Source organism: Ancylobacter sp. (assembly GCF_965249975.1).
GTDB lineage: Bacteria > Pseudomonadota > Alphaproteobacteria > Rhizobiales > Xanthobacteraceae > Ancylobacter.
On record NZ_CBDFNE010000004.1, the window covers coordinates 76,136 to 96,205 of the forward strand.

Consider the following 20,070-nt stretch of genomic DNA (forward strand, 5'->3'; position numbering starts at 1 on the left):
ATCACCGCTTCAGGCTCATCAGCACGTCGAGCAGTTCGGAGCCGGTCTGGAACACCTTGGAGTTGGCGGTGTAGTCGCGCTGGGCGCTGATCATTTCGGTCAGCTCGGACGCCATGTCGACATTCGAGCGCTCGGTGGCGCCGGACACCATGGTGCCGAGCCCGCCCTCATTGGCGAAGCCGATCTGCAGCCCGCCCGATTCCCGCGTGGTCTCGAACACATTGCCCGCCTTGGGGGCGAGTTTGTCCGCGCTGGTGACGAAGGCGAGCGGGATCTTGTAGAGCGGCGACTTGCGCCCGTTGAGATCGACGGCGGAAACGACGCCGTTCTTGTCGATGGTGACGCTCGACACCGAACTCGGGGCGTTGCCGTCCACCGTGGCGTTGAGCGGGGTGTAGCGGTCGGCCAGCTGGGTCATGCCGGTGAGGTCGAGCGTCAGCGTCTGGCCGCCTGGCACGTTCAGCGCCGTGGTCGGGGCGGAGGTGAGGTTGCCGAGCGCGTCGAAATCCAGCGTCTGGGTGGACAGCGGGGCATTGGCGTAGGGGAAGCCGCCGCCCGCCGCCGCGCCGGCGCGGTCGAACGTGGTCATTTCCCAGGCGATCGGGCTGTCGCTGGTCTTGGTGAGATAGATGTCGATGGTGACCTCGCTGCCGAGATTATCGAAGGTCACCAGCGAGGATTTCTGCGAATAGGACGAGCCGGCGACGTTGGCCGCCGGGGTGCTGCCCGTCACTGCCGTGTCGGCGGCCGGCAGGTTGGCGGCGAAGGCGCCGGTGCGCGAGGGATTGGCGGCGAGCCGCACATCGGCGACGCGCACGGGCTTCAGCCCGCCGGCGCCGTTCAGCACCACATTGGGGTCGCCATTGGTGATGTCGTAGCCCATCAGCGTGAAGCCGGCGGTGTTCACCAGATTGCCGGAGGAGGCATCGACGGTGAAGGAGCCGGCGCGGCTGAGATAGGAGGTGCCGTTTGGATCGGAGACCAGGAAGAAGCCGTTGCCCTGGATGCCGAGATCGGTCGCGGAGGTGGAATAGTTGAACGCGCCCTGCTGGCTCACCGCGTAGCGCACGCTGGTGTTGACCGCGCCGGAATTGTACTCGCCCGGCCCGCTCTGCAGCAGCAGGCTGGAGAATTCGGTGGACGCGCGCTTATAGCCGGTGGTGCCCGAATTGGCGATGTTGTCGCCGATGGTGCCCAGCTTGTTGGACTGCGCCGCCATGCCGGACACACCGGTCCGCATCATGCCATAGAGGCTCATTTCATCACTCCTCGGTGTCGTTGCCGCAGTTGACCCTGTCAGGCTTGCGCGAGACTGGCGTGCGCGGCGCGGCCGCGTAGGGCTAGCCGCGTAGGGTTAGCCGCGGATCGCCTGGGCGAGTTCGGCGAAGGGTTCGCGGCTCGGCGGCGCGTCGGCATATTGCGACAGCGCCTCATAGATGCGCGGCACCACCTTCACCGCCTGGTCGAGCTCGGGGTCGGCGCCGGGGTGGTAGCCACCCATCAGCCTGAGATCGCGCGTGTCCTCGAAGCGGGCGATGAGGCTGCGCAGCCGGCGGATCAGGTCGCGCTCCTCCGGGCTCCAGACGAGGTCGGCGAGGCGCGAGACCGAGCGCAGCACATTGACGGCGGGAAAACGGCCCTGGTCGCCGATCGCGCGGTCGAGCACGATATGGCCGTCCAGCGTGCCGCGCACCGCGTCGGCCACCGGGTCGTTATGGTCGTCGCCATCAACCAGCACCGAGAAGATGGCGGAGATCGCCCCCTTGCCTTCCGGTCCGGGGCCGGCACGTTCCAGAAGGCGCGGCAGGGTGCTGAACACGCTCGGCGCATAGCCGCGCGCCACCGCCGGCTCGCCTGCCGCCAGCGCCACGTCGCGCGCGGCATGGGCGTAGCGGGTGACGCTGTCGATGATGAGCAGCACCTGCTCGCCCCGGTCGCGGAAGTATTCTGCCACGGCGAAGCCGGCGCGCGGCGCGAGGCGGCGCATCATCGCGCTCTCGTCGCTGGTGGCGACCACCACCACCGAGCGGTGGCGGTTGGGCGCCAGCGGACCTTCGAGGAATTCGCGCACCTCGCGTCCGCGCTCGCCGACCAGCGCGACGACGATGGTGTCGAAGCCCTCGCAGCGCGCCAGCATGGCGAGCAGGGTGGACTTGCCGACGCCCGAGCCAGCGAAGATGCCGATACGCTGGCCCTCGACCATGGGGGTGAACAGGTCGATCACCCGCACCCCGGTGCGCAGCGGCTTGTGGATGCGCGCCCGGCTCATCGCCTCCGGCGGGTCGGCCTCCAATTCGCGCGCCTCGTCGCCGAGGGTGAGCGGGCCGAGCCCGTCCAGCGGCTGACCGAGCGCGCCGATCACCCGCCCCTTCCATTCCTCATGCGGGCGGAAGGCGAGGGCGCGGGCGCGGTGCGCCGGGGCGCCGAGGCCGATGGGCACGCGCTCGTCGAACGGCTTCACCGTGGCGCCGCCCTCGTCGAGCCGCACCACCTCGCCGATCAGGTTTCGGCCATTGGCCTCCACCGACACGCAGGCGCCGAGCGTGAGATGGGAGGACAGGCCCGAGACGCGGAAATGCGTCGGCGTGACCTCGCGCACCGTGCCGGAGACGCGCACGAAGGGCAGATCGTCGAGCCCGGATTGAACCGCCGCTTCCAGCCGCGCCAGCGCGTTCATCTCATGACGGCCCCAGCGTGCGGATGGCCTCGGACGTCTGGTCCTCGCTCTGCTGCACCGCCTGGGCGGCCATCTCGAACGTGCGCTGCACGGCGATGAGCCGCGTCATCTCCATGATCGGGTCGACATTCGAACCCTCGACATAGCCCTGGCGCACGCCGAGGCTGGAGAAGTCCTGCACCGGCAGGCCGGGGCGGTCGGGGATGACCGCATTGCCCTGGCGGGTCAGCTTGGCACCGGCCGGCAGGGTGAACAGGCCGAGCGTGCCGACGCGGTTGGCGCCCTGGGTCATCGCGCCGTCGGCGCCGATGCGGATCTCGCCGCCGGCGGGGTCGACGAGCATCGCGGTGCCGCCGGCATCGAGCACCGGCAGGTTATCGACGGTCAGCAACTCGCCGGTCGGGGCGATGTGCAGACGCCCGTCGCGCGTATAGGCCCGCCCGGCCGGGGTCTGCACCGCGAACCAGGCGTCGCCCTGCGGCGCCACGTCGAGCGGGTTGCCGGTGTAGTTGACGGGGCCGGCGGCGAGCGAGGTGTAGGTCTCGCCCTCGGAGACGAAGGCCACTTCCTGGTCGCCGGCGGTGGAGAGCAGTCGCTCGAACTTGATCGACTCGGCGCGGAAGCCGGGGGTGCTCATATTGGCGATGTTGTTGGCGATGGTCGCCATGCGCCGTTCGGTCGCGACCTGTGCCGCCAGCGGGACGTAAAGGCTCGGCATGGATCAGCCTCCATATTTGAGGTTCAGCAGCGCCATGCCGGTGCGCATGCCGACGCCATTGGCCGGAAACAGCGCCAGCGTCGGTGAGGCGGCGACGCCCTGGTCGGCATCCCAGCGCGCGGTGAAGCGGCGGATCAGCCGGTCGAGCTTGGCCGGGTCCTGCAGCTCGGCGAGCTTGAGGCGCTGGGTGACGGCGGAGGCCTGCTTCTCGATGTCGGCGGAGGCCATGGCAGTGGGAAAGCCGTAGACGGTCTTCAGCACCTTCCACAGGGCGGGATCGGCGAGCAGCCCATAGGCCGACTTCACCTTGGGCGCCTCGCGCTGGAAATAAAGCGCGAGCCGCACGCCTTCATTCTCCGCCCCGGCATCGACTTCGAGCTTCTGGCGCACATAAGCGTCGACCACATCCTGCCGCGCCGCCGGGCGCGTCGTGGTGAGCGGGCCGAAATTGTCGAAGTCGAACGCCTTGGCGAAGGCGGTGAAGCGCTCGTCATTCAGCCGGTTGGCGAAGGATTTGGGGTCGACGATGCCCTCGGTCAGCACCTTGCGCATATAGCCCTTGGCATAGGCCATGTCGCCGAGCCCGAAGGCGTTCATTGCATAGGTGAAGACGCGGGTGTTCTTGAGGAAGGCGTCGACCGTTTTGATCTTCGGGATGGTGGCGAGGAAGTGCTTGGTCTCCAGCGCCACCGAAGGCTCCGCCGCCTTCAGCGAGAGCGTGCGGGTCATGTTGCGCGTGAGCGACTGGAAGGTCGCGAAGGTGGTGGTCATGGCGGTTCCCGGCTCCGGTCCGGCCGCCACCCTGGCGCGGCAAGCTTGCGCCGGGCTTCCGCGCCGTCCGGCCGGGCAGGGCCAGCCTCGCGCAATCTTGCTTGCCTAGACCCTCAGCCAACAACGGAGGGGTCGGCATTGTTCATTCTGATTGGCATCGTCCTGGGGTTTGCCTCGATTGGAGGCGGCTTCGTCGCGATGGGCGGCCATCTCGAAGTGATTTGGCAACCCTTTGAATATGTTATTATTTTCGGCATCGCCTTCGCCACCTTCCTCATCGCCAACCCGATGTCCACCGTCAAGGACACCGGCAAGGCGCTGGGTCAGGCCTTCGCCGGCAAGGCGCCCAAGCGCAAGGATTTCCTCGGTCTGCTCGGCCTGCTCTATGCGCTGATGCGCGAATTGCGCACCCGTCCGCGCAACGAGGTCGAAGGCCATATCGACGACCCCGCCAATTCCGCGCTGTTCCAGCACTTCCCGGACATTCTCAAGGACAAGGAGCTGACGCAGTTCATCTGCGACTATGCGCGGCTCATCGTCATCGGCAATGCCCGCTCGCACGAGATCGAGGGGCTGATGGAACAGGAAATCTCGACCATCAAGAAGTACAAGACCAAGCCGGCCGGGGCGCTCAGCACGGTGGCCGAGGGCATGCCGGCCATCGGCATCTGCGCGGCGGTGCTCGGCATCGTCAAGGCGATGGGCGCCATCGACCAGTCGCCGGAAATCCTCGGCCACTACATCGCCTCGGCCCTGGTCGGCACCCTGATCGGTATCTACACCTCCTACGCGATCCTTGGGCCGATGGCGCATTACATCAAGATCATGCGCGAGAAGCAGGTCCAGCCCTACATCATCGTGAAGCAGTCGCTCATCGCCTACATGAACGGGGCGCTGCCGCAGATCGCGCTCGAACATGGGCGCAAGACGATCTCTTCCTCCGAGCGCCCGACCATCGACGAGGTGGAAGCCGAGGCGATTTCCAACGTGCCGAACCTCACGGCCGTTCCCCAGGCAGCCTGATCACATGAACATGCGCGCCACCCCCTCCACCGGCACGCCGGCCGATATTCGCGACCTTCTGCTCGACGCTGCCGGGCTTTCGCTCGACAAGCTGCCGATGCTGCACGTCATCTTCGACCGCATGGCGACGCTGTGCGCGGAGAGCCTGCGCCAGCTGGCCTCCTCGCAGGCCTATTACTCGCTGAGCCAGGTGGAGAGCGGGCGCATCGGCGACGTGCTCGACAGCTATGAGGGCATGGCGATCGTCGGCGTCTTCCACTCCCCGGAATGGGACAGCCACGTCATTGTCGGCTTCGACCGCGACTTCGTGTTCAGCATGGTCGAGGTTCTGTTCGGCGCCGACGGTTCCGAACCGCCGGTGGATGACGAGCGCTCCTTCTCCAATATCGAGCTGCGCATCGCCATCGCCTTGTTCGAGCAGGTGGCGAAGGCACTGCAGGGCAGCTTCGCGCTGGTGAGCCAGGTCAGCTTCAAGTTCCAGCGCCAGGAAACCCGCATGGATTTTGCGGTGGTCGGCCGGCGCAACAACCTCGCCATCTGCGCCAAATTCCTGCTGCAGGCGCTCAATCGCGGCGGCGAGATGTTCGTGCTGATTCCGCAGGGCGCGCTCACCCCGCTGCGCCAGCAGCTCGCCAGCACCACCGCCGGCGAATCCTCCCCGCGCGACCCGATCTGGACCAAGCACATACGCGGCGAGGTGCAGCGCACCGAGGTGCGGCTGCGCGCGGTGCTGGAAGAGCGCGAGATCACGCTCGGCGACGCCGCGCAGCTGGAAGTCGGGCAGATCCTGCCGCTGCAAGCGACGCCGCGCAGCCGGGTCAAGCTGGAGAGCGTCGAGCAGCCGCTGTTCTGGTGCAGCCTCGGGCAAGCTGAAGGGTCTTATGTGCTGCGTATCGAAGAGGCGGTCGACCTCGATCAGGAGTTCATCGATGACATTCTCCCCCGCTGAGGCGGTGCTGTTCGTGGCGCTCGTGGTGACGAGCGGCTGCGTCGTGCTGATGTATCTCAAGCTCAACGAGCTCTCGACGGTCGGGCGCCACTACCGGCTGGCGCTGCATGACAGCGCCGCGGCGCTGGGCGAGGCGCGCGATGCCGTTGCCCTGCTCAACAATGATAGCCGCGAGCTGATTTCGGCGCTGTGCACGCGCATCGGCGAGGCGGAGGCGCTGGTCGCCCGGCTCGACCGTGCCCGCGCCGAGGCCGCCGCCGTTCTCCCCACCCCCGTGAACAAGGACCCGCGCGGATGAGCCACGAAACCTTCGCCCCGGAAGTGCTGTCGGCCAGCGGCACGGTTGAGGAGAGCTTCGGCGGCCGCGGCCTCGAATCGCTGCTGCGCGTTCCGGTCACGCTGCAGGTGGTGCTGGGCTCGGCGCACCTGCCGGTGGCGCAGCTGATGAAGCTGGGCCGTGGCGCCATCGTGCCGCTCGACCGCCGCGTCGGCGAGCCGGTCGACATCGTCGTCAACGGCCGCATCATCGCCCGCGGCGAAGTCGTGGTGGTGGACGAGGACAATTCCCGTTTCGGCGTGTCGCTGACCGAGATCGTCGGCGCGTCCGGTGCCGATCTCTCGCGCTGAGACGGTTGAGCGCGCATGTCCGCCGTCACTCGGGTGGCCCGCCCGCTACAGGGTTCCGACCGTGTCGCCGCTTTGCTCATGACCATGGGCCGGCCGGTGGCGGCGCGGCTGATGAAGCACTTCCAGCCCGAGGAGATCAAGGCGATCACCCGCGCCATCGCGGAGATGCGCCCGGTATCGACCGCGCAGGTCGAGCTCGCCATCGAGGAATTCGCCACCCAGTTCGTCGCTGGCGCGAATGTGGTCGGCTCGCCCAGCGATGTGGAGCGGCTGCTCGACGGGGTCCTGCCCCCCGAGCAGATCTCCGCGATCATGACCGACATTCTCGGCTCGACCAATCACAGTATCTGGGACCGTATTTCCGGGGTCGCCGAAGGCACGATCGCCGCCTATGTGATCAAGGAGCACCCGCAGATCGCGGCGCTGATCCTGTCCAAGGTCAAGCCGTCCTGCGCCGCCAAGGTGCTCGGCCATCTGCCCGAGGCGATGCGCAACGCCGTGATGCGCCGTATGCTCGGCTTCAAGCCGATCGTCGACGAGACGATGCGGATCATCGAGAACACCATCCATGAGGACTTCATGGTGAACCTCGCCCGCAATGCGGGCGCCGACACCCATGCGCGCATCGCCGACATCATCAACAAGATGGAGCGCGACGACATGGAGAACGTCCTCTCCAGCCTTGCGAGCACGCGGCCGAAATCGGCGGAAATCCTCAAGGGGCTGCTGTTCACCTTCGACGACATCATCTCGCTGCCGCCGCGCGCCCGCACGGCGCTGTTCGACCAGGTGCCGAACGACCGCACGGTGATGGCGCTGAAGGGCACGGATCCGCAGTTCCGCGAGATCATCCTGCAGTCGCTCGGCTCGCGCGTGCGGCGCATGGTCGAGCAGGAACTCACGAGCAGCGAGCCGGCCTCGCACCGCGACGTGCACGAGGCCCGCCGCGCCATCACCGACATGGCGCTGGAAATGGCCGGGCGCGGCGAGATCGAGCTCAACGCCGGCGGCGAGGACGAAGCCTATGTGCGCTAGGTCAGGCCACCCCGGGGGCCGCCATGTCCGAGGATAATGACAAGGAGAGCAAAACCGAGGAGGCGAGCGAGAAGAAGATCTCCGACGCGCTGGAAAAGGGACAGGTTCCGTTTTCGCGCGAAGCACCGCTCTTCGCCTCGCTGCTCGGCATTCTCGTCAGCCTGTCTTTCTTCGCCGGTCCGCAGGTCACGCTGCTGACCGAGGGGATGGCGCGGCTGATCGACAATCCCGGCGGCTTCCGCATCGCCGGCAGCGAGGATGCGCTGGAGCTGTTCTGGCTCGCCTTCGGCCTTGCCGCCCGCTTCCTGCTGCCGATCGCGCTGGTGCTCGCCGCCTTCGGCCTCGTCGCCTCGCTGGCGCAGAACATGCCGCGCTTCGTGGGCGAGCGCATTCGACCTCAATGGTCGCGCGTCTCGCCGGCCTCCGGCTTCACCCGCATCTTCGGCCGGCACGGCCAGGTCGAATTCCTGAAATCGCTGTTCAAGTTCGGCGCGGTCGCGGCGATCTGCGTCATGCTGCTGCTCTCCGCCAAGGACAGCATCATGGGCGCCATGTCGAGCGACCCGACGCTCGTTCCCTCCATGCTGCTCGGCCTCGCGGTGCGGCTGGTCTCCGCCGTCTGCGTCGCCACCATCGCGCTGGTGTGCATCGACCTCGTCTGGTCGCGGCTGAGCTGGCGCGCCGAACTGCGCATGACCAAGCAGGAGGTGAAGGAGGAGTTCAAGCAGGCCGAGGGCGACCCGATCGTCAAGGCGCGCATGCGCTCGCTGGCGAAGGAACGCGCCCGCCACCGCATGATGAGCGCGGTGCCGCGCGCCTCGCTCGTGATCGCCAACCCGACCCATTACGCCATCGCCCTGCATTATGACCGGGTGAAGGGCGGGGCGCCGCTGGTGCTCGCCAAGGGCGTGGATCTGATCGCCCTTAAGATACGCTCCATCGCCGAAACGTCCGGCGTGCCTGTTGTGGAGGACCGCGCGCTGGCGCGCGCGCTCTATGAGGCGGTGGAGGTCGACCAGTGGATTCCGGCGGAGTTCTACCGCCCGGTCGCCAAGATTCTCTTCTTCATCTACTCGCGAGGCCAAAATGCGCGGAAATGAGGGGCCTTGCCGTCTCGACATCGCCAGCCTGCCGGAACTGACGCTGCTCACCTATGAAAAACGGCTGGCCGAGGTGCTGCGCGGTTTTCTCACCGAGCTGTGCCTGACCAATGCCGGGGTGGTGATGGCCTATATCAACAGCGGCCAGGACAGTAACATCGACGACCTCATCGCCTCCTCGGCCGAGCTGTTCCTCAAGCCGGGCCAGCTCAGCTATGACCGCCATGCGGTAATCGAGAGCGACTGGGGCGCCCCGCCGCATGTCTCCCTCGCGCTGAGCTTCCGCCAGCCGGCGATGACGACCGCTTTCCATGTGGTGTTCGACGAGAATTCGGTCGGCGTGCATATCGACGCCATCGAGTTCGCCACCGCGACGGGATCGGAGAGCGAGAATCTCCGCCGCTTCGAGGCGGCGCTGGCGGCGGCCCGGCTCAGCGAGCACTGAACGCTCCAGCCTCGTGCAAGGTTCTGGTCCTACGGTCCCCGCGTAGGAATGCGGAGACCCCCCCTTGGACAAGATCTTCCTGTTCGATCTCACCGCCCGCCACGCCGAATGGGCGTCGGTGCGGCAGGCGACGATCGCCGCGAACATCGCCAATGCCAATACGCCGGCCTATCGGGCGGCGGATGTGGAGCCGTTCTCGACGGTGCTCGACCGCACCCACCTGACCCAGGCCCGCACCTCGGCGGGGCATCTCTCCCCGGCGGGTGCCGAGGCGATGCGCGCCGAGGTGAAACCGGCGGACAGCTGGGAAGTCTCCGAATCCGGCAACACGGTGAGCCTCGACCAGCAGATGGTCAAAGCTGCCGAAACGAGCGGGGCCTTTACGTTGAACACGAGCGTCGTGCGCGCCTTCCACCGCATGGTGCTCGCCAGTGTGAGGAACGCCTGATGATCGATTCCCTGAAGTCCATCTCCGCCATCGCCAGTTCCGGCATGGAGGCCCAGTCCACCCGCATGCGGGTGGTGTCCGAGAACCTCGCCAATGCCCGCTCCACCGGCACCACGCCCGGTGCCGACCCCTACCGGCGCAAGACGGTGCATATGGGGGTGCCGGAGGGCCTGAGCGCCGGGCCGGGTGTTGCGATCCGCGCCATCGGCACCGACGACACCACGCCCTTCACCATCGAGCACGACCCCGGCAACCCGGCCGCCGATGCCGAGGGCAATGTGAAGCTGCCCAATGTGAATGTGCTGATGGAGATGGCGGACCTGCGCGAGGCCGGCCGTTCCTATTCCGCCAATCTCCAGATGATGAAGCAGGCACGCTCGATGATTTCCATGACCATCGACCTGTTGAGGGCCGGCTGATGATGGACGCACTCAATTCGATCTCCACCCTGCGCGGGGTGGGCGGCACCGGCTCCACGGCGGCCACCTCCGCGACCTCGGCGGTTCGGCCGGCGGCGGGCACCGGCTTTTCCGACATGCTGGCCGACATCTCCGGCCAGGCGGTCAGCTCGCTGCAGGGGGCGGAAGCCGCCGCCATCACCGGCCTGCAGGGCAAGGCCTCCGTGCAGCATGTGGTGCAGACCATCATGGCGGCCGAGACCACGCTGCAGACCGCTTTGGCGGTGCGCGACAAGGTGGTCGCCGCCTATCAGGAAATCTCGCGGATGGCGATCTAGCGCCGCCCGCGACATCGCTTCGCCCCTGTTTCCCGCATCCCGGCCGGCGGCGCCGTCGCCGCGCCGCCCGAGGCTGCCCCGAGGACGCCGACATGAAAGCACTGGCCATCGCCGCCACCGGCATGAGCGCGCAGCAGACCAATGTCGAGGTGATCGCGAACAACATCGCGAACATCAACACGACCGGCTTCAAGCGCGCCCGCGCTGAATTCTCCGACCTGCTCTACCAGGCCGAGCGCGCCCAGGGCGTGCCCAATGCGGAAGGCGGCCTGCCGATCCCGGAGGGGGCGCTCATCGGTCTCGGCGTGCGCACGCTCGGGGTGCGCAACCTGCACCAGCAGGGCCCGCTCGCCCAGACCGGCAACCCGCTCGACATGGCGATCAACGGGCGCGGCTGGTTCCAGATCACCGGCCCGACCGGCGAGACGCTGTATACGCGCGCCGGCTCCTTCAGCAAGGGACCGGCCGGCGAGCTGGTGACCAATGACGGCTATGTCGTGCAGCCGGCCATCACCTTTCCCGCCGACACCACCGAGATCGTCATCAACGAGACCGGCAATATCTACGCCAAGACGCCGGGGCAGGCGACGCCGCAGCTGCTCGGCCAGCTCAGCCTCGCCAATTTCGCCAATGATGGCGGGCTGGAGCCGATCGGCAACAATCTCTACCGCGAGACCGCCGCTTCGGGCCAGCCGGTCACCGGCGTGGCGGGCGATGCCGGCTTCGGCAAGATCCACCAGGGCTATCTCGAAGGCTCGAATGTCGATCCGGTGAAGGAAATCACCGAGCTGATCACGGCGCAGCGCGCCTATGAGATGAACTCCAAGGTGATCCAGGCCGCCGACGAGATGGCGGCGACGGTTGCCAAGGGCATCCGCTAAACAAGGATAGCTGCGATGAATCGGCTGCTGCCGGGGGGCGTGCGCGCCCTCGCCCTTTCCTGCGCCGTTCTGTCGGCCACGCTGCCGGCCTTGGCGCAGGCGCAGGCCCCGGCCACTGCGCGCCAGCGGCCGATCGCCGACACGGTGTCCGGCCTCGACGCGCCCCCCGCGCCGGCGCCGGTTGCGCCCGCGCCGGCGGCCGTCGCCGCGCCGGATCAGATCAGCCTGCCGGTCGCCGCGACCAATATCGCGCCGGGCGAGACCATCACCGCCGCCATGCTCGGTGAGCGCGCCTTTCCGGTCTCGATGGCGCACCAATACCCGCTGGCGGTCAATCCGGGCCAGCTGGTCGGCAAGGTGGCGCGCCGCCCGCTGGCGGCGGGCAACGCCATTCCCGTCGCCGCCGTCGCGGAGGCGCAGCTGGTGACGCGCGGCGTCGCCACCGAACTGCGCTTCGAGCAGGACGGGCTCAGCATCCGCGCGATTGGTGTCCCGCTCGAATCCGGCGCGCTCGGCGCGATGGTGAAGCTGAAGAACGCCGACAGCGGCAAGGTCGTCGCCGGCATCGTGCAGGCCGACGGCTCGGTGAAGGTGACCGCGCCATGATGGGCTGGACACGGCGCTTGCTGCGCGGGCGCAGCCTGTGCGCGCTGCTGCTGGTGCTCGCCTTCGCGCCGGTGGCCGAGGCGGCGACCCGCATCAAGGACATTACCAGCGTGCAGGGCGTGCGCGACAACCAGCTGATCGGGTACGGCCTCGTCATCGGCCTGCAAGGCACCGGCGACACGCTGCGCAACTCGCCGTTCACCGAGCAGGCCATGCAGTCCATGCTCGACCGGCTGGGCATCAGCACGCGTGGCGTGCCGCTGCGCTCGCGCAATGTCGCGGCGGTGGCGGTGACCGCCAATCTGCCCTCCTTCGCCGGGGTCGGCGGGCGTATCGATGTCAATGTCGCTTCGCTCGGCGACGCCACCTCGCTGAAGGGCGGCACGCTGCTTATCACCCCGCTGAACAGCGCCGACGGCCAGACCTATGCGGTGGCGCAGGGCCAGCTCGCCGTCACCGGCTATGTCGCCGCCGGCGAGGCCGAGAGCGTGACCCAGGGCGTGCCGACCGCCGCACGCATCCCCAACGGAGCGCTGGTGGAAAAGCCGGCGCCGGGGGAGCTGGCCGAGCTGCCGCAATTCGTGCTGGAACTGAACAACCCCGATTTCGCCACCGCCGCTCGCGTCGCCGATGCCATCAATGCCCGGTTCGGCAACAATGTCACCGACAATGGCAAGATCGGCGGGCCGGTGCGCCCGACGGCGCTGGCGCGCGACCAGCGCTCCATCGTCGTGCTGCGGCCCCCGCGCATCAGCGCCGCCCGCTTCCTCGCCATGGTCGGCGATCTCGCGGTGCAGACCGACGCGCCCGCCCGCGTGGTCATCGACCAGCGCTCCGGCACGGTGGTGATCGGGCGCAACGTCAAGATCTCCACCGTCGCGGTCACTCAGGGCAATCTCACCGTGCGTGTCACCGAGACGCCGCAGGTCTCCCAGCCCGCGCCGTTCTCCTATGGCGAGACGGTGGTGGTGCCCAATACCGAGGTCCAGGTCGAGCAGGATGGCGGTTACCTCAGCGTGGTGCGGGGCCCCGATCTCGACACCCTCGTGCAAGGTCTGAACCGTATGGGAATGAGGCCGACGGACATCATCTCCGTCCTTCAGGCGATCAAGACAGCCGGCGCCCTGCAAGCCGAGCTGGTCATCCAGTAAGCGCCGCAGGGCGCATCAGCCGGGAGTTCCCGCATGAGCATGATACTGGTCGTCTCCCATCTCGCCGCCCTCACCGTGGGCTGCCTGCTCGGGCTTCTGTCCGCCGCCCTCTGCTTCGCCGCCCGCGACAGCGAGGCCGGCGGGGAGGATAACGAGGCGGAGGCGATGGGCTGGACGGTGCCCGCCCGCCGCCTGCCGCTGCCGCGCCGCGACGGCAGCGCCGGCATCGTCAAGGCGCTGGTCATCGTCGCGCTCGCCCTTGGCACCAGCTTTCTCGGTGCGATGAGCCTGCGGGCGGAAACGGCACCGGCCCCTGAGGCCGCAGCGCCCATCGCCGCCTCGCGCCCGGCGCCGCCGGCGCCCAAGGGCGACAATGCCGACCAGTATTGCGAGGCGATGGTCGACGCGGTGCGCGATGCCCGCTTCGCCCGCCAGCGGGCGGCGCTGGCCGCGCTGGAGAAGGACATCGAAGACCGGATCGCCCGGCTGGAGGCCAAGCGCGCCGAATTCGAGAAATGGCTCACCCGGCGCGAGGATTTCCTCAACAAGGCGGACGCGGCGGTGATCTCGGTCATCTCGCAGATGCGCCCCGACGCCGCCGCCGCGCAGCTCACCATCATGGGCGACGATCCCGCCGCCGCCATCCTCGCAAAGCTGAACCCCCGCGTCGCCAGCGCGATCCTCAACGAGATGGACCCGGCCCGCGCCGCCCGCCTCACCGGCGTGATGGTGGGAATCGCCAAGCGCCCGCCGCCTCCGGATGGAAAATCATCGTGACCCGCACCCGTTCGACGCTTCCCCTCACGGTGTCCCTCGTCGCGCTCGCGCTGGGCGGCTGCCAGAAGACTTATGACAGTCTGGCCTTCGGGCCGAGCCTCACCCCGGTCGGCTACGGCATCAACCAGCCCACGGACCCGATTCCCATGAGCTTCCCCGCGCCGCCCAAGCGCAGCTTCGCCTCGACCTGGGACCAGGGCACGCAGAGCATCTATCGCAGCATCCGCGCCAGCAAGGTCGGCGATGTGGTGACGGTGACCATCGCCATGAACGACATGGCGCAGTTCGACAACCAGACCGACCGCTCGCGCAAATCGGCGCAGCAGGCCGGGCTCGATGTCGCCGTCGCCGCCGAAGGCTTCGGCTGGAGCGGGGCGGCCGGCTCGGCCAATGGCAACCTCACCATGAATTCGGACACCGCGGCCAAGGGCAAGGGCTCGATCGACCGCTCGGAAAAGCTGCAGGTCCAGATCGCGGCCGTGGTCACCGACGTCCTGCCGAACGGCAATCTGATGATCAGTGGCTCACAGGAGATCCTGGTGAACTACGAAGTCCGCGTGCTCAACGTTGCCGGCATGGTTAACCCGCTCGATATTTCCGGCCGCAACCTCATCTCCTACGACAAGATCGCCGAAGCCCGCATTTCCTATGCCGGGCGCGGCCGGCTCATGGATGTGCAGCAGCCCGCCTGGGGCCAGCGCATCTATGATGTCGTGGCGCCGTTCTGACGGGGGCGGGCCATGGCATCGAAGGCAGCCGCCGTCAAAGGCGACGACAAGAAAAGTGGCGGCGGGCTGATCGTGCCGCTGGCCATCCTCACGCTCCTCGCCGCCGGCGGTGGCGGCGGGCTCGGCATCCAGCTCGCCACCAGCGTCGAGAAGACGGTGAGCGAGAAGGCGAAGGAGAAGCCGCCCGAGCCCGACACGCCGCCGCTGAAATATGCCGGCACCGATGTGGTGATGGAGCCGATGAAGGCGATCGTCTCCAATCTCGCCGCACCCTCGCAGACCTTCGTGCGTATCGAGGCCGCGATCATCTTCAAGAAGGACGCGCTGCCCGACCCGAAGATCGCCGTCGCGCAGATCCGCGACGACATCATGGGGTATCTGCGCACGCTCTCGCTCAGCCAGCTGGAAGGGCCGAGCGGGCTTCTGCACCTGCGCGAGGATTTGAGCGAGCGCGCCAAGCTGCGCACCGAGGGCAAGATCGACGAGCTGATCATCGAGACGATGGTGGTGCAATGAGCGCGTTTGCCCGCCGTCTTGCCCGCCCCCTCGCGGTGGCCGGCCTTGCCGCCGTCGGCCTTTTCGCCAGCGCCGTCCTCGTCGCGCCGGCCTTCGCCCAGTCGCTGCCGGGGCTGAACGACCTGCTCCAGCAGTCCGGCGGCGGGGCGGCGAGCGGGCGCATCGTGCAGATGATCGCCCTGCTCACCGTGCTGTCGGTGGCGCCGGGGCTGCTCATCACCGTCACCAGCTTCACCCGGCTGGTCATCGCCTTGTCCTTCCTGCGCTCGGGGCTCGGCCTGCAATCGACGCCGGCGAATATGGTGCTGATCTCGCTGTCGCTGTTCATGACCTTCTATGTCATGGGCCCGACCTTCGACCGCGCCTGGCAGCAGGGCATCCAGCCGCTGACCGAGGGCCAGATCACCGAGCAGGAGGCGCTGACGCGGGTGGCGGCGCCGTTCCAGGACTTCATGATGTCGCAGGTGCGCCCCAAGGACCTGCAGACCTTCGCCGACCTCGCCGCCGCCAACGGCCAGGCGCCGGCGGCGACGGAGGACAAGGTGCCGCTGCGCATCCTCATCCCCGCCTTCATGATTTCCGAGCTACGGCGCGGCTTCGAGATCGGCTTCCTGATCATGCTGCCGTTCCTGATCATCGACATGATCGTGGCGACGCTGGTCATGTCGATGGGCATGATGATGATGCCGCCAGCGGTCATTGCCCTGCCGTTCAAGATCCTGTTCTTCATCCTGATCGACGGCTGGAATCTTCTGGTGGGCGGGCTGGTGCGCTCGTTCTACTGACGCAATTCATAGACCGACGGATTGACAACATGGCGGGGCGGTGCGCGCGAGCGGGCCGCCCCGCCGGCGTTTTGCCGGCTTCGCATCGCCATTTCGGGGCCCGTGCCGGATGCAAGCCTCGCGCAAGCTTGCCGTGCGAAGGTCGCTTCATGGCAGATTGATTGCCCGCCCGCTCAGGGCCGGCACTCGGATCGCGCTCTCGGGCCCGATCATCAAAGGCATGATGCCGCCTCTGCCATGCCGGTGTAAGCCCGGTATGTCCCGTGAAAAACTCACATCAACTCAAGGGACATTCCTATGACCAGCCTTATGACCAACACGTCCTCCATGGTCGCCCTGCAGACCCTGCGGACCATCAACTCTTCGCTCGACGACACCAACAACCGCGTCTCCACCGGCCTGCGCGTCAATTCGGCGTCGGACAACGCGGCCTACTGGTCCATCGCCACCACGACCCGCTCCGACAACGGTGCGCTCGGTGCGGTGAAGGACTCGCTCGGCCTCGCCAAGTCCTCGGTCGACACCGTCAACACCGGTCTCGACACCGTCCGCAATGCCCTGCAGAAGGTGAAGGAAAAGCTCATCACCGCCGCGTCTCCGGACGCCGATCGCGCCAAGCTGCAGACCGAAATCGGCAGCCTGCTCGAAGAGGTGAAGAACAACGCCAAGAGCACGGTCATTTCCGGCAGCAACTGGCTGTCGGTGGATTCGAGCGAAGCCAACTACAATGCCAACAAGGCGGTGGTTGCCTCGTTCTCCCGCACCGGCGAATCGGTGCAGGTCGACACGATCAACATCGACACCAGCAAGTTCAAGCTGCTGGATTCGAACACCACCGTTCACTCGGCGGTCGACTCCGCGGTGACCACGGCGTCGGCGACCTACTCCACCGCCGCCACCACCGCGACAACGGCCTTCGACACCGCCAAGACGACGGCGACGACGGCCTACGACACCGCCATCGGCACGGCGGACACGACCTTCGCCGGCAGCGCCATGGACGCCGCGGCTGTCGCCGCCCGTGACGCCGCCTATGCGACGGCGAAGAACACCCGTGACAGTGCCTTCACCACCGCCGAAACCACGAAGAAGACGGCTCTCGACGGCGCGGTTCTCGCGCTGAAGAACTCGCTCGGCGCGTCGGGTACCGATAACCTCGGCATTCTCGACAAGTCCCGCGTGGCCGCCACGGCCAACGGCAAGGCGACGGTCAGCTCGATCATGGATATCGACATTTCCAAGCTGACCTCGAGCCAGAACGACCTCGACCAGATCGCGAACTACACCTCGATCGTCGATGCCGCCCTGACCGATCTTACGGATGCGTCCACGAGCCTCGGCTCCACGGCCAGCCGTATCGAGTCGCAGACCAACTTCGTGCAGGCGTTGCAGGACGCCAACAACCGCGCCATCGGCTCGCTCGTCGATGCGAACATGGAAGAAGAGTCGACCCGTCTGAAGGCGCTGCAGACTCAGCAGCAGCTCGCCGTTCAGTCGCTCGGCATCGCCAATTCCAGCTCGCAGAGCGTGCTCAGCCTGTTCCGCGGCTGATACGGCCGGGTTCGCGCCCGGTTTCTCCCACCCCGCCGCCGTGTTCCACGGCGCGCCTTGGGCCACGCTTCACCTCCCAGGAGCGTGGCCCTCTTTTTTTGCGCTCCCCCGCGCAACGCTCAGGCAAGCTCGCCGACGCACTCTCCTCCCGACGGAACGGCCCTCCCCACTGGCGGGCCCCGCGCGCGGCCCGCGCCAAGGGCCCTTCGCATCATCTAGGGAGCGGGAGAGCAGATGTTCGCACGCCAGCAGCTCGATATGCTTCTGAGCAATCTGCGGCAGCTCGGTGCCCGCCGCCTGTTCGCGCTGGCGATGATCGGGCTGGCGGTGCTCGCCGCCATCGGCCTCGGCGCCTATTATCTCAGCCGCCCCGCGACCGAAACGCTCTACGCCAATCTCAGCCGCGAGGACGTGACCCGCATCGGCGCCGCGCTGAAGGATGCCGGCATTTCCTTCGACGTGAACGCCGATGGCACGGCCGTGCTGGTCGCCCCCGCCGACACGGCCCGCGCGCGCATGCAGCTGGCGGAGAAGGGCCTGCCGCAGAGCTCCAGCTCCGGCTACGAACTGTTCAACGACGTGAACTCGCTCGGCCTCACCTCCTTCATGCAGGAGGTGACCAAGGTGCGCGCGCTGGAAGGCGAACTCGCCCGCACCATCCAGACCATGAAGGGCATCAAGGCGGCGCGGGTGCATATCGTGCTGCCCGACCGCGCCTCCTTCCGCCGCGACCAGCAGAGCGCCTCGGCCTCGGTGGTGATCCGCACGGAGAACGCGGAGGACGGTACCTCGGCGGAAGCGATCCGCCATCTCGTCGCCGCCGCCCTGCCGGGCATGAAGATCGACGCCGTGACCGTCCTCAACACCGAGGGCGCCATTCTCGCTTCCGGCGACGACCCGGCCAATGCCTCTTCCGGCAAGAAGGCGATGCTGCAGGAGCAGATGAACCGCGAGACCGAGGCGAAGATCCGCCGCGCGCTCACCCCCTATCTCGGCATCGACAATTTCCAGATCAGCGTCACCTCGCGCCTCGACATCGATCGCGTCACCACCAATGAGACCACCTACGACCCCGCCTCCAAGACCGAGCGCTCGGTGCGCGTGGTCAAGGAGACCGGCACGTCGCAGAACCGCTCCAAGCAGGCGGCGGCCTCGGTGCAGCAGAACATGCCCGGCCAGTCGGGCGGCGGGGATGCCGGCAACAACTCCAATGAGGAGACCAACCGGCGCGAGGAACTGACCAATTTCGAGATTTCCTCGCGCAGCACCGAGACGGTGCGCGAAGGCTTCACCGTGCAGAACCTGTCCATCGCCATTCTGGTGAACCGCGCCCGGCTGGTGCCGGCGGAAGGGGCGGGCGATGGTGCCGTGCCGCTGGAGACGCAGATCTACGAGATCGAGCAGCTCGCCGCCGCCGCCTCCGGCTTCGACAAGGCGCGCGGCGACAAGCTGAAGGTCTCCGCCGTCGGCTTCGCCGATGGCAATGGCGAGCTCGAACCGGTGGCGGCGCTGCCCTGGTCGGAAGTGCTTATGCGCCAGGCCGGCACGCTGGTGAACGCCGCCACCATTCTCATCGTCGCCGTCCTGCTGATCTGGTTCGGCCTGCGCCCCGCCGTGCGCGCCATCGTCGCCCGGCCTGAAGATGCCGAACTGATCGAGACCGCCATGCTCGCCGGCACGGGCGGCGCGATGGGCGAATTGCCGGCGCCTGACGGCGGCGGCGCCATGACGCCCGGCGTCACCGAGCCGGTCAGTCTGATCGAGGACCTGACCAGCAAGATGAACCGTTCGCCGCAGAAGCGCCTGGAGCAGATCATCGACTTCGATGAGGAGCAGGCCGCCGCCATCCTGCGGCAATGGCTGCAGCAAGAGGCCCGGGTCTGATGCGGGCGCTCATCGACCATCTGCCCGACTATTCCGGCCTCGCCCCGCGTGCCGCCGAGCCGGCGGCCCCCCGCACGGGCGAGGCGCCGGCGCGTCCCGCCGCGCCGCATCCGGCGTCGCCCATTGCGGCGCCGATCCCCGCCGCTCCCCCGGCGCCGGACCTCGCCCTGCTGGTGCAGGAAGCCGAGGCGGCCGGGCGGGCGGCGGGTGAAGCCGCCGCGCGCGCCCGCTTCGACCGGCAGCGCACCGAGGATGCCGCCCGGGCCGAGGAGCGGCTGGCCGAGATGCGCCGCGCCTGGGCGCAGGCGGAGAGCGAACCGCTGGCGCAGGCGCTGGCCGAGGGGCTGGAGCAACTGGGCGAGGACCTCGCCACCCGACTCGGCCGGGTGATCGCCCCCTTCCTCGCGAGTGCCCTGCGCGAGCGTGTGCTGGCGGACATGGCGCACGCGATCACCCGCGCCCTCGCGGACGGCACCACGCCGCTGCTTCACGTGCGTGGCCCGGCGGACCTGCTGGAGGGGCTGCAGGCGCGGCTCGATCCGCGCGCGCCGGTGTGCTTCGAGGCCGGAGCGGGCGGCGAGATCGTCGCCGTCGCCGGTGCCACCACATTCGAGACGCAGATGCAGGCCTGGGCCGCGCGCCTCGCCCTGGTGCAGGAGTAG

The 20,070-nt window shown here is 67.9% G+C and carries 24 protein-coding genes; 20 read left to right on the forward strand and 4 right to left on the reverse strand.

The genetic code is table 11. The features are described from left to right. Position 1 precedes the first annotated feature (1 nt). The 4 genes from ACP2AH_RS05000 to ACP2AH_RS05015 form a co-directional block, all read right to left on the reverse strand. Positions 2 to 1,258, reverse strand: a complete 1,257-nt coding sequence (locus ACP2AH_RS05000; RefSeq protein ID WP_425104802.1) for a flagellar hook protein FlgE — start codon at positions 1,256 to 1,258, stop codon at positions 2 to 4. 96 nt (positions 1,259 to 1,354) lie between these two features. Continuing rightward, on the reverse strand, positions 1,355 to 2,677 hold the full coding sequence (gene fliI / locus ACP2AH_RS05005; protein WP_425104803.1) for a flagellar protein export ATPase FliI: 1,323 nt from the start codon (positions 2,675 to 2,677) through the stop codon (positions 1,355 to 1,357). Between the two features lies 1 nt (position 2,678). Continuing rightward, positions 2,679 to 3,395, reverse strand: a complete 717-nt coding sequence (gene flgF, locus ACP2AH_RS05010) for a flagellar basal-body rod protein FlgF (RefSeq protein ID WP_425104804.1) — start codon at positions 3,393 to 3,395, stop codon at positions 2,679 to 2,681. A 3-nt stretch (positions 3,396 to 3,398) separates the two neighbouring features. Continuing rightward, positions 3,399 to 4,166 (reverse strand): DUF1217 domain-containing protein, encoded by a 768-nt coding sequence (locus tag ACP2AH_RS05015; RefSeq protein WP_425104805.1) that lies wholly within the window; start codon positions 4,164 to 4,166, stop codon positions 3,399 to 3,401. Between the two features lie 138 nt (positions 4,167 to 4,304). Between ACP2AH_RS05015 and motA the strand changes: the two genes are divergently transcribed. From motA to ACP2AH_RS05115, 20 genes are all read left to right on the forward strand, one after another. Then, positions 4,305 to 5,189: a flagellar motor stator protein MotA gene (gene motA / locus ACP2AH_RS05020; protein WP_425104806.1), complete on the forward strand. Its 885-nt coding sequence runs from the start codon at positions 4,305 to 4,307 to the stop codon at positions 5,187 to 5,189. A gap of 4 nt (positions 5,190 to 5,193) precedes the next feature. Then, positions 5,194 to 6,138: a flagellar motor switch protein FliM gene (locus tag ACP2AH_RS05025; RefSeq protein WP_425104807.1), complete on the forward strand. Its 945-nt coding sequence runs from the start codon at positions 5,194 to 5,196 to the stop codon at positions 6,136 to 6,138. Further along, positions 6,119 to 6,436: a hypothetical protein gene (locus tag ACP2AH_RS05030; RefSeq protein ID WP_425104808.1), complete on the forward strand. Its 318-nt coding sequence runs from the start codon at positions 6,119 to 6,121 to the stop codon at positions 6,434 to 6,436. Before ACP2AH_RS05025 ends, ACP2AH_RS05030 begins: the two co-directional genes overlap by 20 nt. Further along, positions 6,433 to 6,765: a flagellar motor switch protein FliN gene (fliN, locus tag ACP2AH_RS05035; RefSeq protein ID WP_307021848.1), complete on the forward strand. Its 333-nt coding sequence runs from the start codon at positions 6,433 to 6,435 to the stop codon at positions 6,763 to 6,765. The genes ACP2AH_RS05030 and fliN overlap by 4 nt, the downstream gene beginning before the upstream one ends. Positions 6,766 to 6,780: 15 nt before the next feature. After that, positions 6,781 to 7,800, forward strand: a complete 1,020-nt coding sequence (locus ACP2AH_RS05040) for a flagellar motor switch protein FliG (RefSeq protein WP_244450435.1) — start codon at positions 6,781 to 6,783, stop codon at positions 7,798 to 7,800. A 23-nt stretch (positions 7,801 to 7,823) separates the two neighbouring features. Next, positions 7,824 to 8,900: an EscU/YscU/HrcU family type III secretion system export apparatus switch protein gene (locus tag ACP2AH_RS05045; protein ID WP_244450436.1), complete on the forward strand. Its 1,077-nt coding sequence runs from the start codon at positions 7,824 to 7,826 to the stop codon at positions 8,898 to 8,900. After that, positions 8,887 to 9,345 (forward strand): hypothetical protein, encoded by a 459-nt coding sequence (locus tag ACP2AH_RS05050; RefSeq protein WP_425104809.1) that lies wholly within the window; start codon positions 8,887 to 8,889, stop codon positions 9,343 to 9,345. The genes ACP2AH_RS05045 and ACP2AH_RS05050 overlap by 14 nt, the downstream gene beginning before the upstream one ends. Before the next feature lie 64 nt (positions 9,346 to 9,409). Continuing rightward, positions 9,410 to 9,793: a flagellar basal body rod protein FlgB gene (gene flgB, locus ACP2AH_RS05055; protein ID WP_425104810.1), complete on the forward strand. Its 384-nt coding sequence runs from the start codon at positions 9,410 to 9,412 to the stop codon at positions 9,791 to 9,793. Next, entirely contained in the window at positions 9,793 to 10,212 is a 420-nt protein-coding gene (gene flgC, locus ACP2AH_RS05060; protein WP_425104811.1) for a flagellar basal body rod protein FlgC, read from the forward strand. Before flgB ends, flgC begins: the two co-directional genes overlap by 1 nt. Continuing rightward, positions 10,212 to 10,529, forward strand: a complete 318-nt coding sequence (locus ACP2AH_RS05065; RefSeq protein WP_425104812.1) for a flagellar hook-basal body complex protein FliE — start codon at positions 10,212 to 10,214, stop codon at positions 10,527 to 10,529. Before flgC ends, ACP2AH_RS05065 begins: the two co-directional genes overlap by 1 nt. Positions 10,530 to 10,621: 92 nt before the next feature. Continuing rightward, positions 10,622 to 11,410: a flagellar basal-body rod protein FlgG gene (flgG, locus tag ACP2AH_RS05070; protein ID WP_425104813.1), complete on the forward strand. Its 789-nt coding sequence runs from the start codon at positions 10,622 to 10,624 to the stop codon at positions 11,408 to 11,410. Positions 11,411 to 11,425: 15 nt separating this feature from the next. Continuing rightward, on the forward strand, positions 11,426 to 12,016 hold the full coding sequence (gene flgA, locus ACP2AH_RS05075; RefSeq protein ID WP_425104814.1) for a flagellar basal body P-ring formation chaperone FlgA: 591 nt from the start codon (positions 11,426 to 11,428) through the stop codon (positions 12,014 to 12,016). Next, positions 12,016 to 13,167, forward strand: a complete 1,152-nt coding sequence (locus ACP2AH_RS05080; RefSeq protein ID WP_425105357.1) for a flagellar basal body P-ring protein FlgI — start codon at positions 12,016 to 12,018, stop codon at positions 13,165 to 13,167. The genes flgA and ACP2AH_RS05080 overlap by 1 nt, the downstream gene beginning before the upstream one ends. Positions 13,168 to 13,200: 33 nt before the next feature. Beyond that, positions 13,201 to 13,944: a MotE family protein gene (locus tag ACP2AH_RS05085; RefSeq protein WP_425104815.1), complete on the forward strand. Its 744-nt coding sequence runs from the start codon at positions 13,201 to 13,203 to the stop codon at positions 13,942 to 13,944. Continuing rightward, on the forward strand, positions 13,941 to 14,672 hold the full coding sequence (locus ACP2AH_RS05090; protein WP_421699465.1) for a flagellar basal body L-ring protein FlgH: 732 nt from the start codon (positions 13,941 to 13,943) through the stop codon (positions 14,670 to 14,672). The genes ACP2AH_RS05085 and ACP2AH_RS05090 overlap by 4 nt, the downstream gene beginning before the upstream one ends. A 12-nt stretch (positions 14,673 to 14,684) precedes the next feature. Continuing rightward, the gene (locus tag ACP2AH_RS05095) at positions 14,685 to 15,188 is read left to right on the forward strand and encodes a flagellar basal body-associated FliL family protein (protein ID WP_425104816.1); all 504 of its coding nucleotides are present in this window, start codon (positions 14,685 to 14,687) and stop codon (positions 15,186 to 15,188) included. After that, complete coding sequence (gene fliP, locus ACP2AH_RS05100) at positions 15,185 to 15,973, forward strand: flagellar type III secretion system pore protein FliP (protein ID WP_425104817.1); 789 nt, start codon at positions 15,185 to 15,187, stop codon at positions 15,971 to 15,973. Before ACP2AH_RS05095 ends, fliP begins: the two co-directional genes overlap by 4 nt. 297 nt (positions 15,974 to 16,270) lie before the next feature. Beyond that, the gene (locus ACP2AH_RS05105; RefSeq protein ID WP_425104818.1) at positions 16,271 to 17,524 is read left to right on the forward strand and encodes a flagellin; all 1,254 of its coding nucleotides are present in this window, start codon (positions 16,271 to 16,273) and stop codon (positions 17,522 to 17,524) included. A gap of 234 nt (positions 17,525 to 17,758) precedes the next feature. Then, a complete protein-coding gene (fliF, locus tag ACP2AH_RS05110) occupies positions 17,759 to 19,408 on the forward strand; it encodes a flagellar basal-body MS-ring/collar protein FliF (RefSeq protein WP_425104819.1) in 1,650 nt (549 codons plus the stop codon). Beyond that, on the forward strand, positions 19,408 to 20,070 hold the full coding sequence (locus ACP2AH_RS05115) for a hypothetical protein (protein ID WP_425104820.1): 663 nt from the start codon (positions 19,408 to 19,410) through the stop codon (positions 20,068 to 20,070). Before fliF ends, ACP2AH_RS05115 begins: the two co-directional genes overlap by 1 nt.

Excerpts from the sequence above, each read along its gene's own strand:
- ACP2AH_RS05000 (WP_425104802.1), bottom strand. The coding sequence starts at position 1,258 with ATGAGCCTCTATGGCATGATGCGGACCGGTGTGTCCGGCATGGCGGCG.
- fliI (WP_425104803.1), bottom strand. The coding sequence starts at position 2,677 with ATGAACGCGCTGGCGCGGCTGGAAGCGGCGGTTCAATCCGGGCTCGAC.
- flgF (WP_425104804.1), bottom strand. The coding sequence starts at position 3,395 with ATGCCGAGCCTTTACGTCCCGCTGGCGGCACAGGTCGCGACCGAACGG.
- ACP2AH_RS05015 (WP_425104805.1), bottom strand. The coding sequence starts at position 4,166 with ATGACCACCACCTTCGCGACCTTCCAGTCGCTCACGCGCAACATGACC.
- ACP2AH_RS05025 (WP_425104807.1), top strand. The coding sequence starts at position 5,194 with ATGAACATGCGCGCCACCCCCTCCACCGGCACGCCGGCCGATATTCGC.
- ACP2AH_RS05030 (WP_425104808.1), top strand. The coding sequence starts at position 6,119 with ATGACATTCTCCCCCGCTGAGGCGGTGCTGTTCGTGGCGCTCGTGGTG.
- fliN (WP_307021848.1), top strand. The coding sequence starts at position 6,433 with ATGAGCCACGAAACCTTCGCCCCGGAAGTGCTGTCGGCCAGCGGCACG.
- ACP2AH_RS05040 (WP_244450435.1), top strand. The coding sequence starts at position 6,781 with ATGTCCGCCGTCACTCGGGTGGCCCGCCCGCTACAGGGTTCCGACCGT.
- ACP2AH_RS05045 (WP_244450436.1), top strand. The coding sequence starts at position 7,824 with ATGTCCGAGGATAATGACAAGGAGAGCAAAACCGAGGAGGCGAGCGAG.
- ACP2AH_RS05050 (WP_425104809.1), top strand. The coding sequence starts at position 8,887 with ATGCGCGGAAATGAGGGGCCTTGCCGTCTCGACATCGCCAGCCTGCCG.
- flgC (WP_425104811.1), top strand. The coding sequence starts at position 9,793 with ATGATCGATTCCCTGAAGTCCATCTCCGCCATCGCCAGTTCCGGCATG.
- ACP2AH_RS05065 (WP_425104812.1), top strand. The coding sequence starts at position 10,212 with ATGATGGACGCACTCAATTCGATCTCCACCCTGCGCGGGGTGGGCGGC.
- flgG (WP_425104813.1), top strand. The coding sequence starts at position 10,622 with ATGAAAGCACTGGCCATCGCCGCCACCGGCATGAGCGCGCAGCAGACC.
- flgA (WP_425104814.1), top strand. The coding sequence starts at position 11,426 with ATGAATCGGCTGCTGCCGGGGGGCGTGCGCGCCCTCGCCCTTTCCTGC.
- ACP2AH_RS05080 (WP_425105357.1), top strand. The coding sequence starts at position 12,016 with ATGGGCTGGACACGGCGCTTGCTGCGCGGGCGCAGCCTGTGCGCGCTG.
- ACP2AH_RS05085 (WP_425104815.1), top strand. The coding sequence starts at position 13,201 with ATGAGCATGATACTGGTCGTCTCCCATCTCGCCGCCCTCACCGTGGGC.
- ACP2AH_RS05095 (WP_425104816.1), top strand. The coding sequence starts at position 14,685 with ATGGCATCGAAGGCAGCCGCCGTCAAAGGCGACGACAAGAAAAGTGGC.
- fliP (WP_425104817.1), top strand. The coding sequence starts at position 15,185 with ATGAGCGCGTTTGCCCGCCGTCTTGCCCGCCCCCTCGCGGTGGCCGGC.
- ACP2AH_RS05105 (WP_425104818.1), top strand. The coding sequence starts at position 16,271 with ATGACCAGCCTTATGACCAACACGTCCTCCATGGTCGCCCTGCAGACC.
- fliF (WP_425104819.1), top strand. The coding sequence starts at position 17,759 with ATGTTCGCACGCCAGCAGCTCGATATGCTTCTGAGCAATCTGCGGCAG.
- ACP2AH_RS05115 (WP_425104820.1), top strand. The coding sequence starts at position 19,408 with ATGCGGGCGCTCATCGACCATCTGCCCGACTATTCCGGCCTCGCCCCG.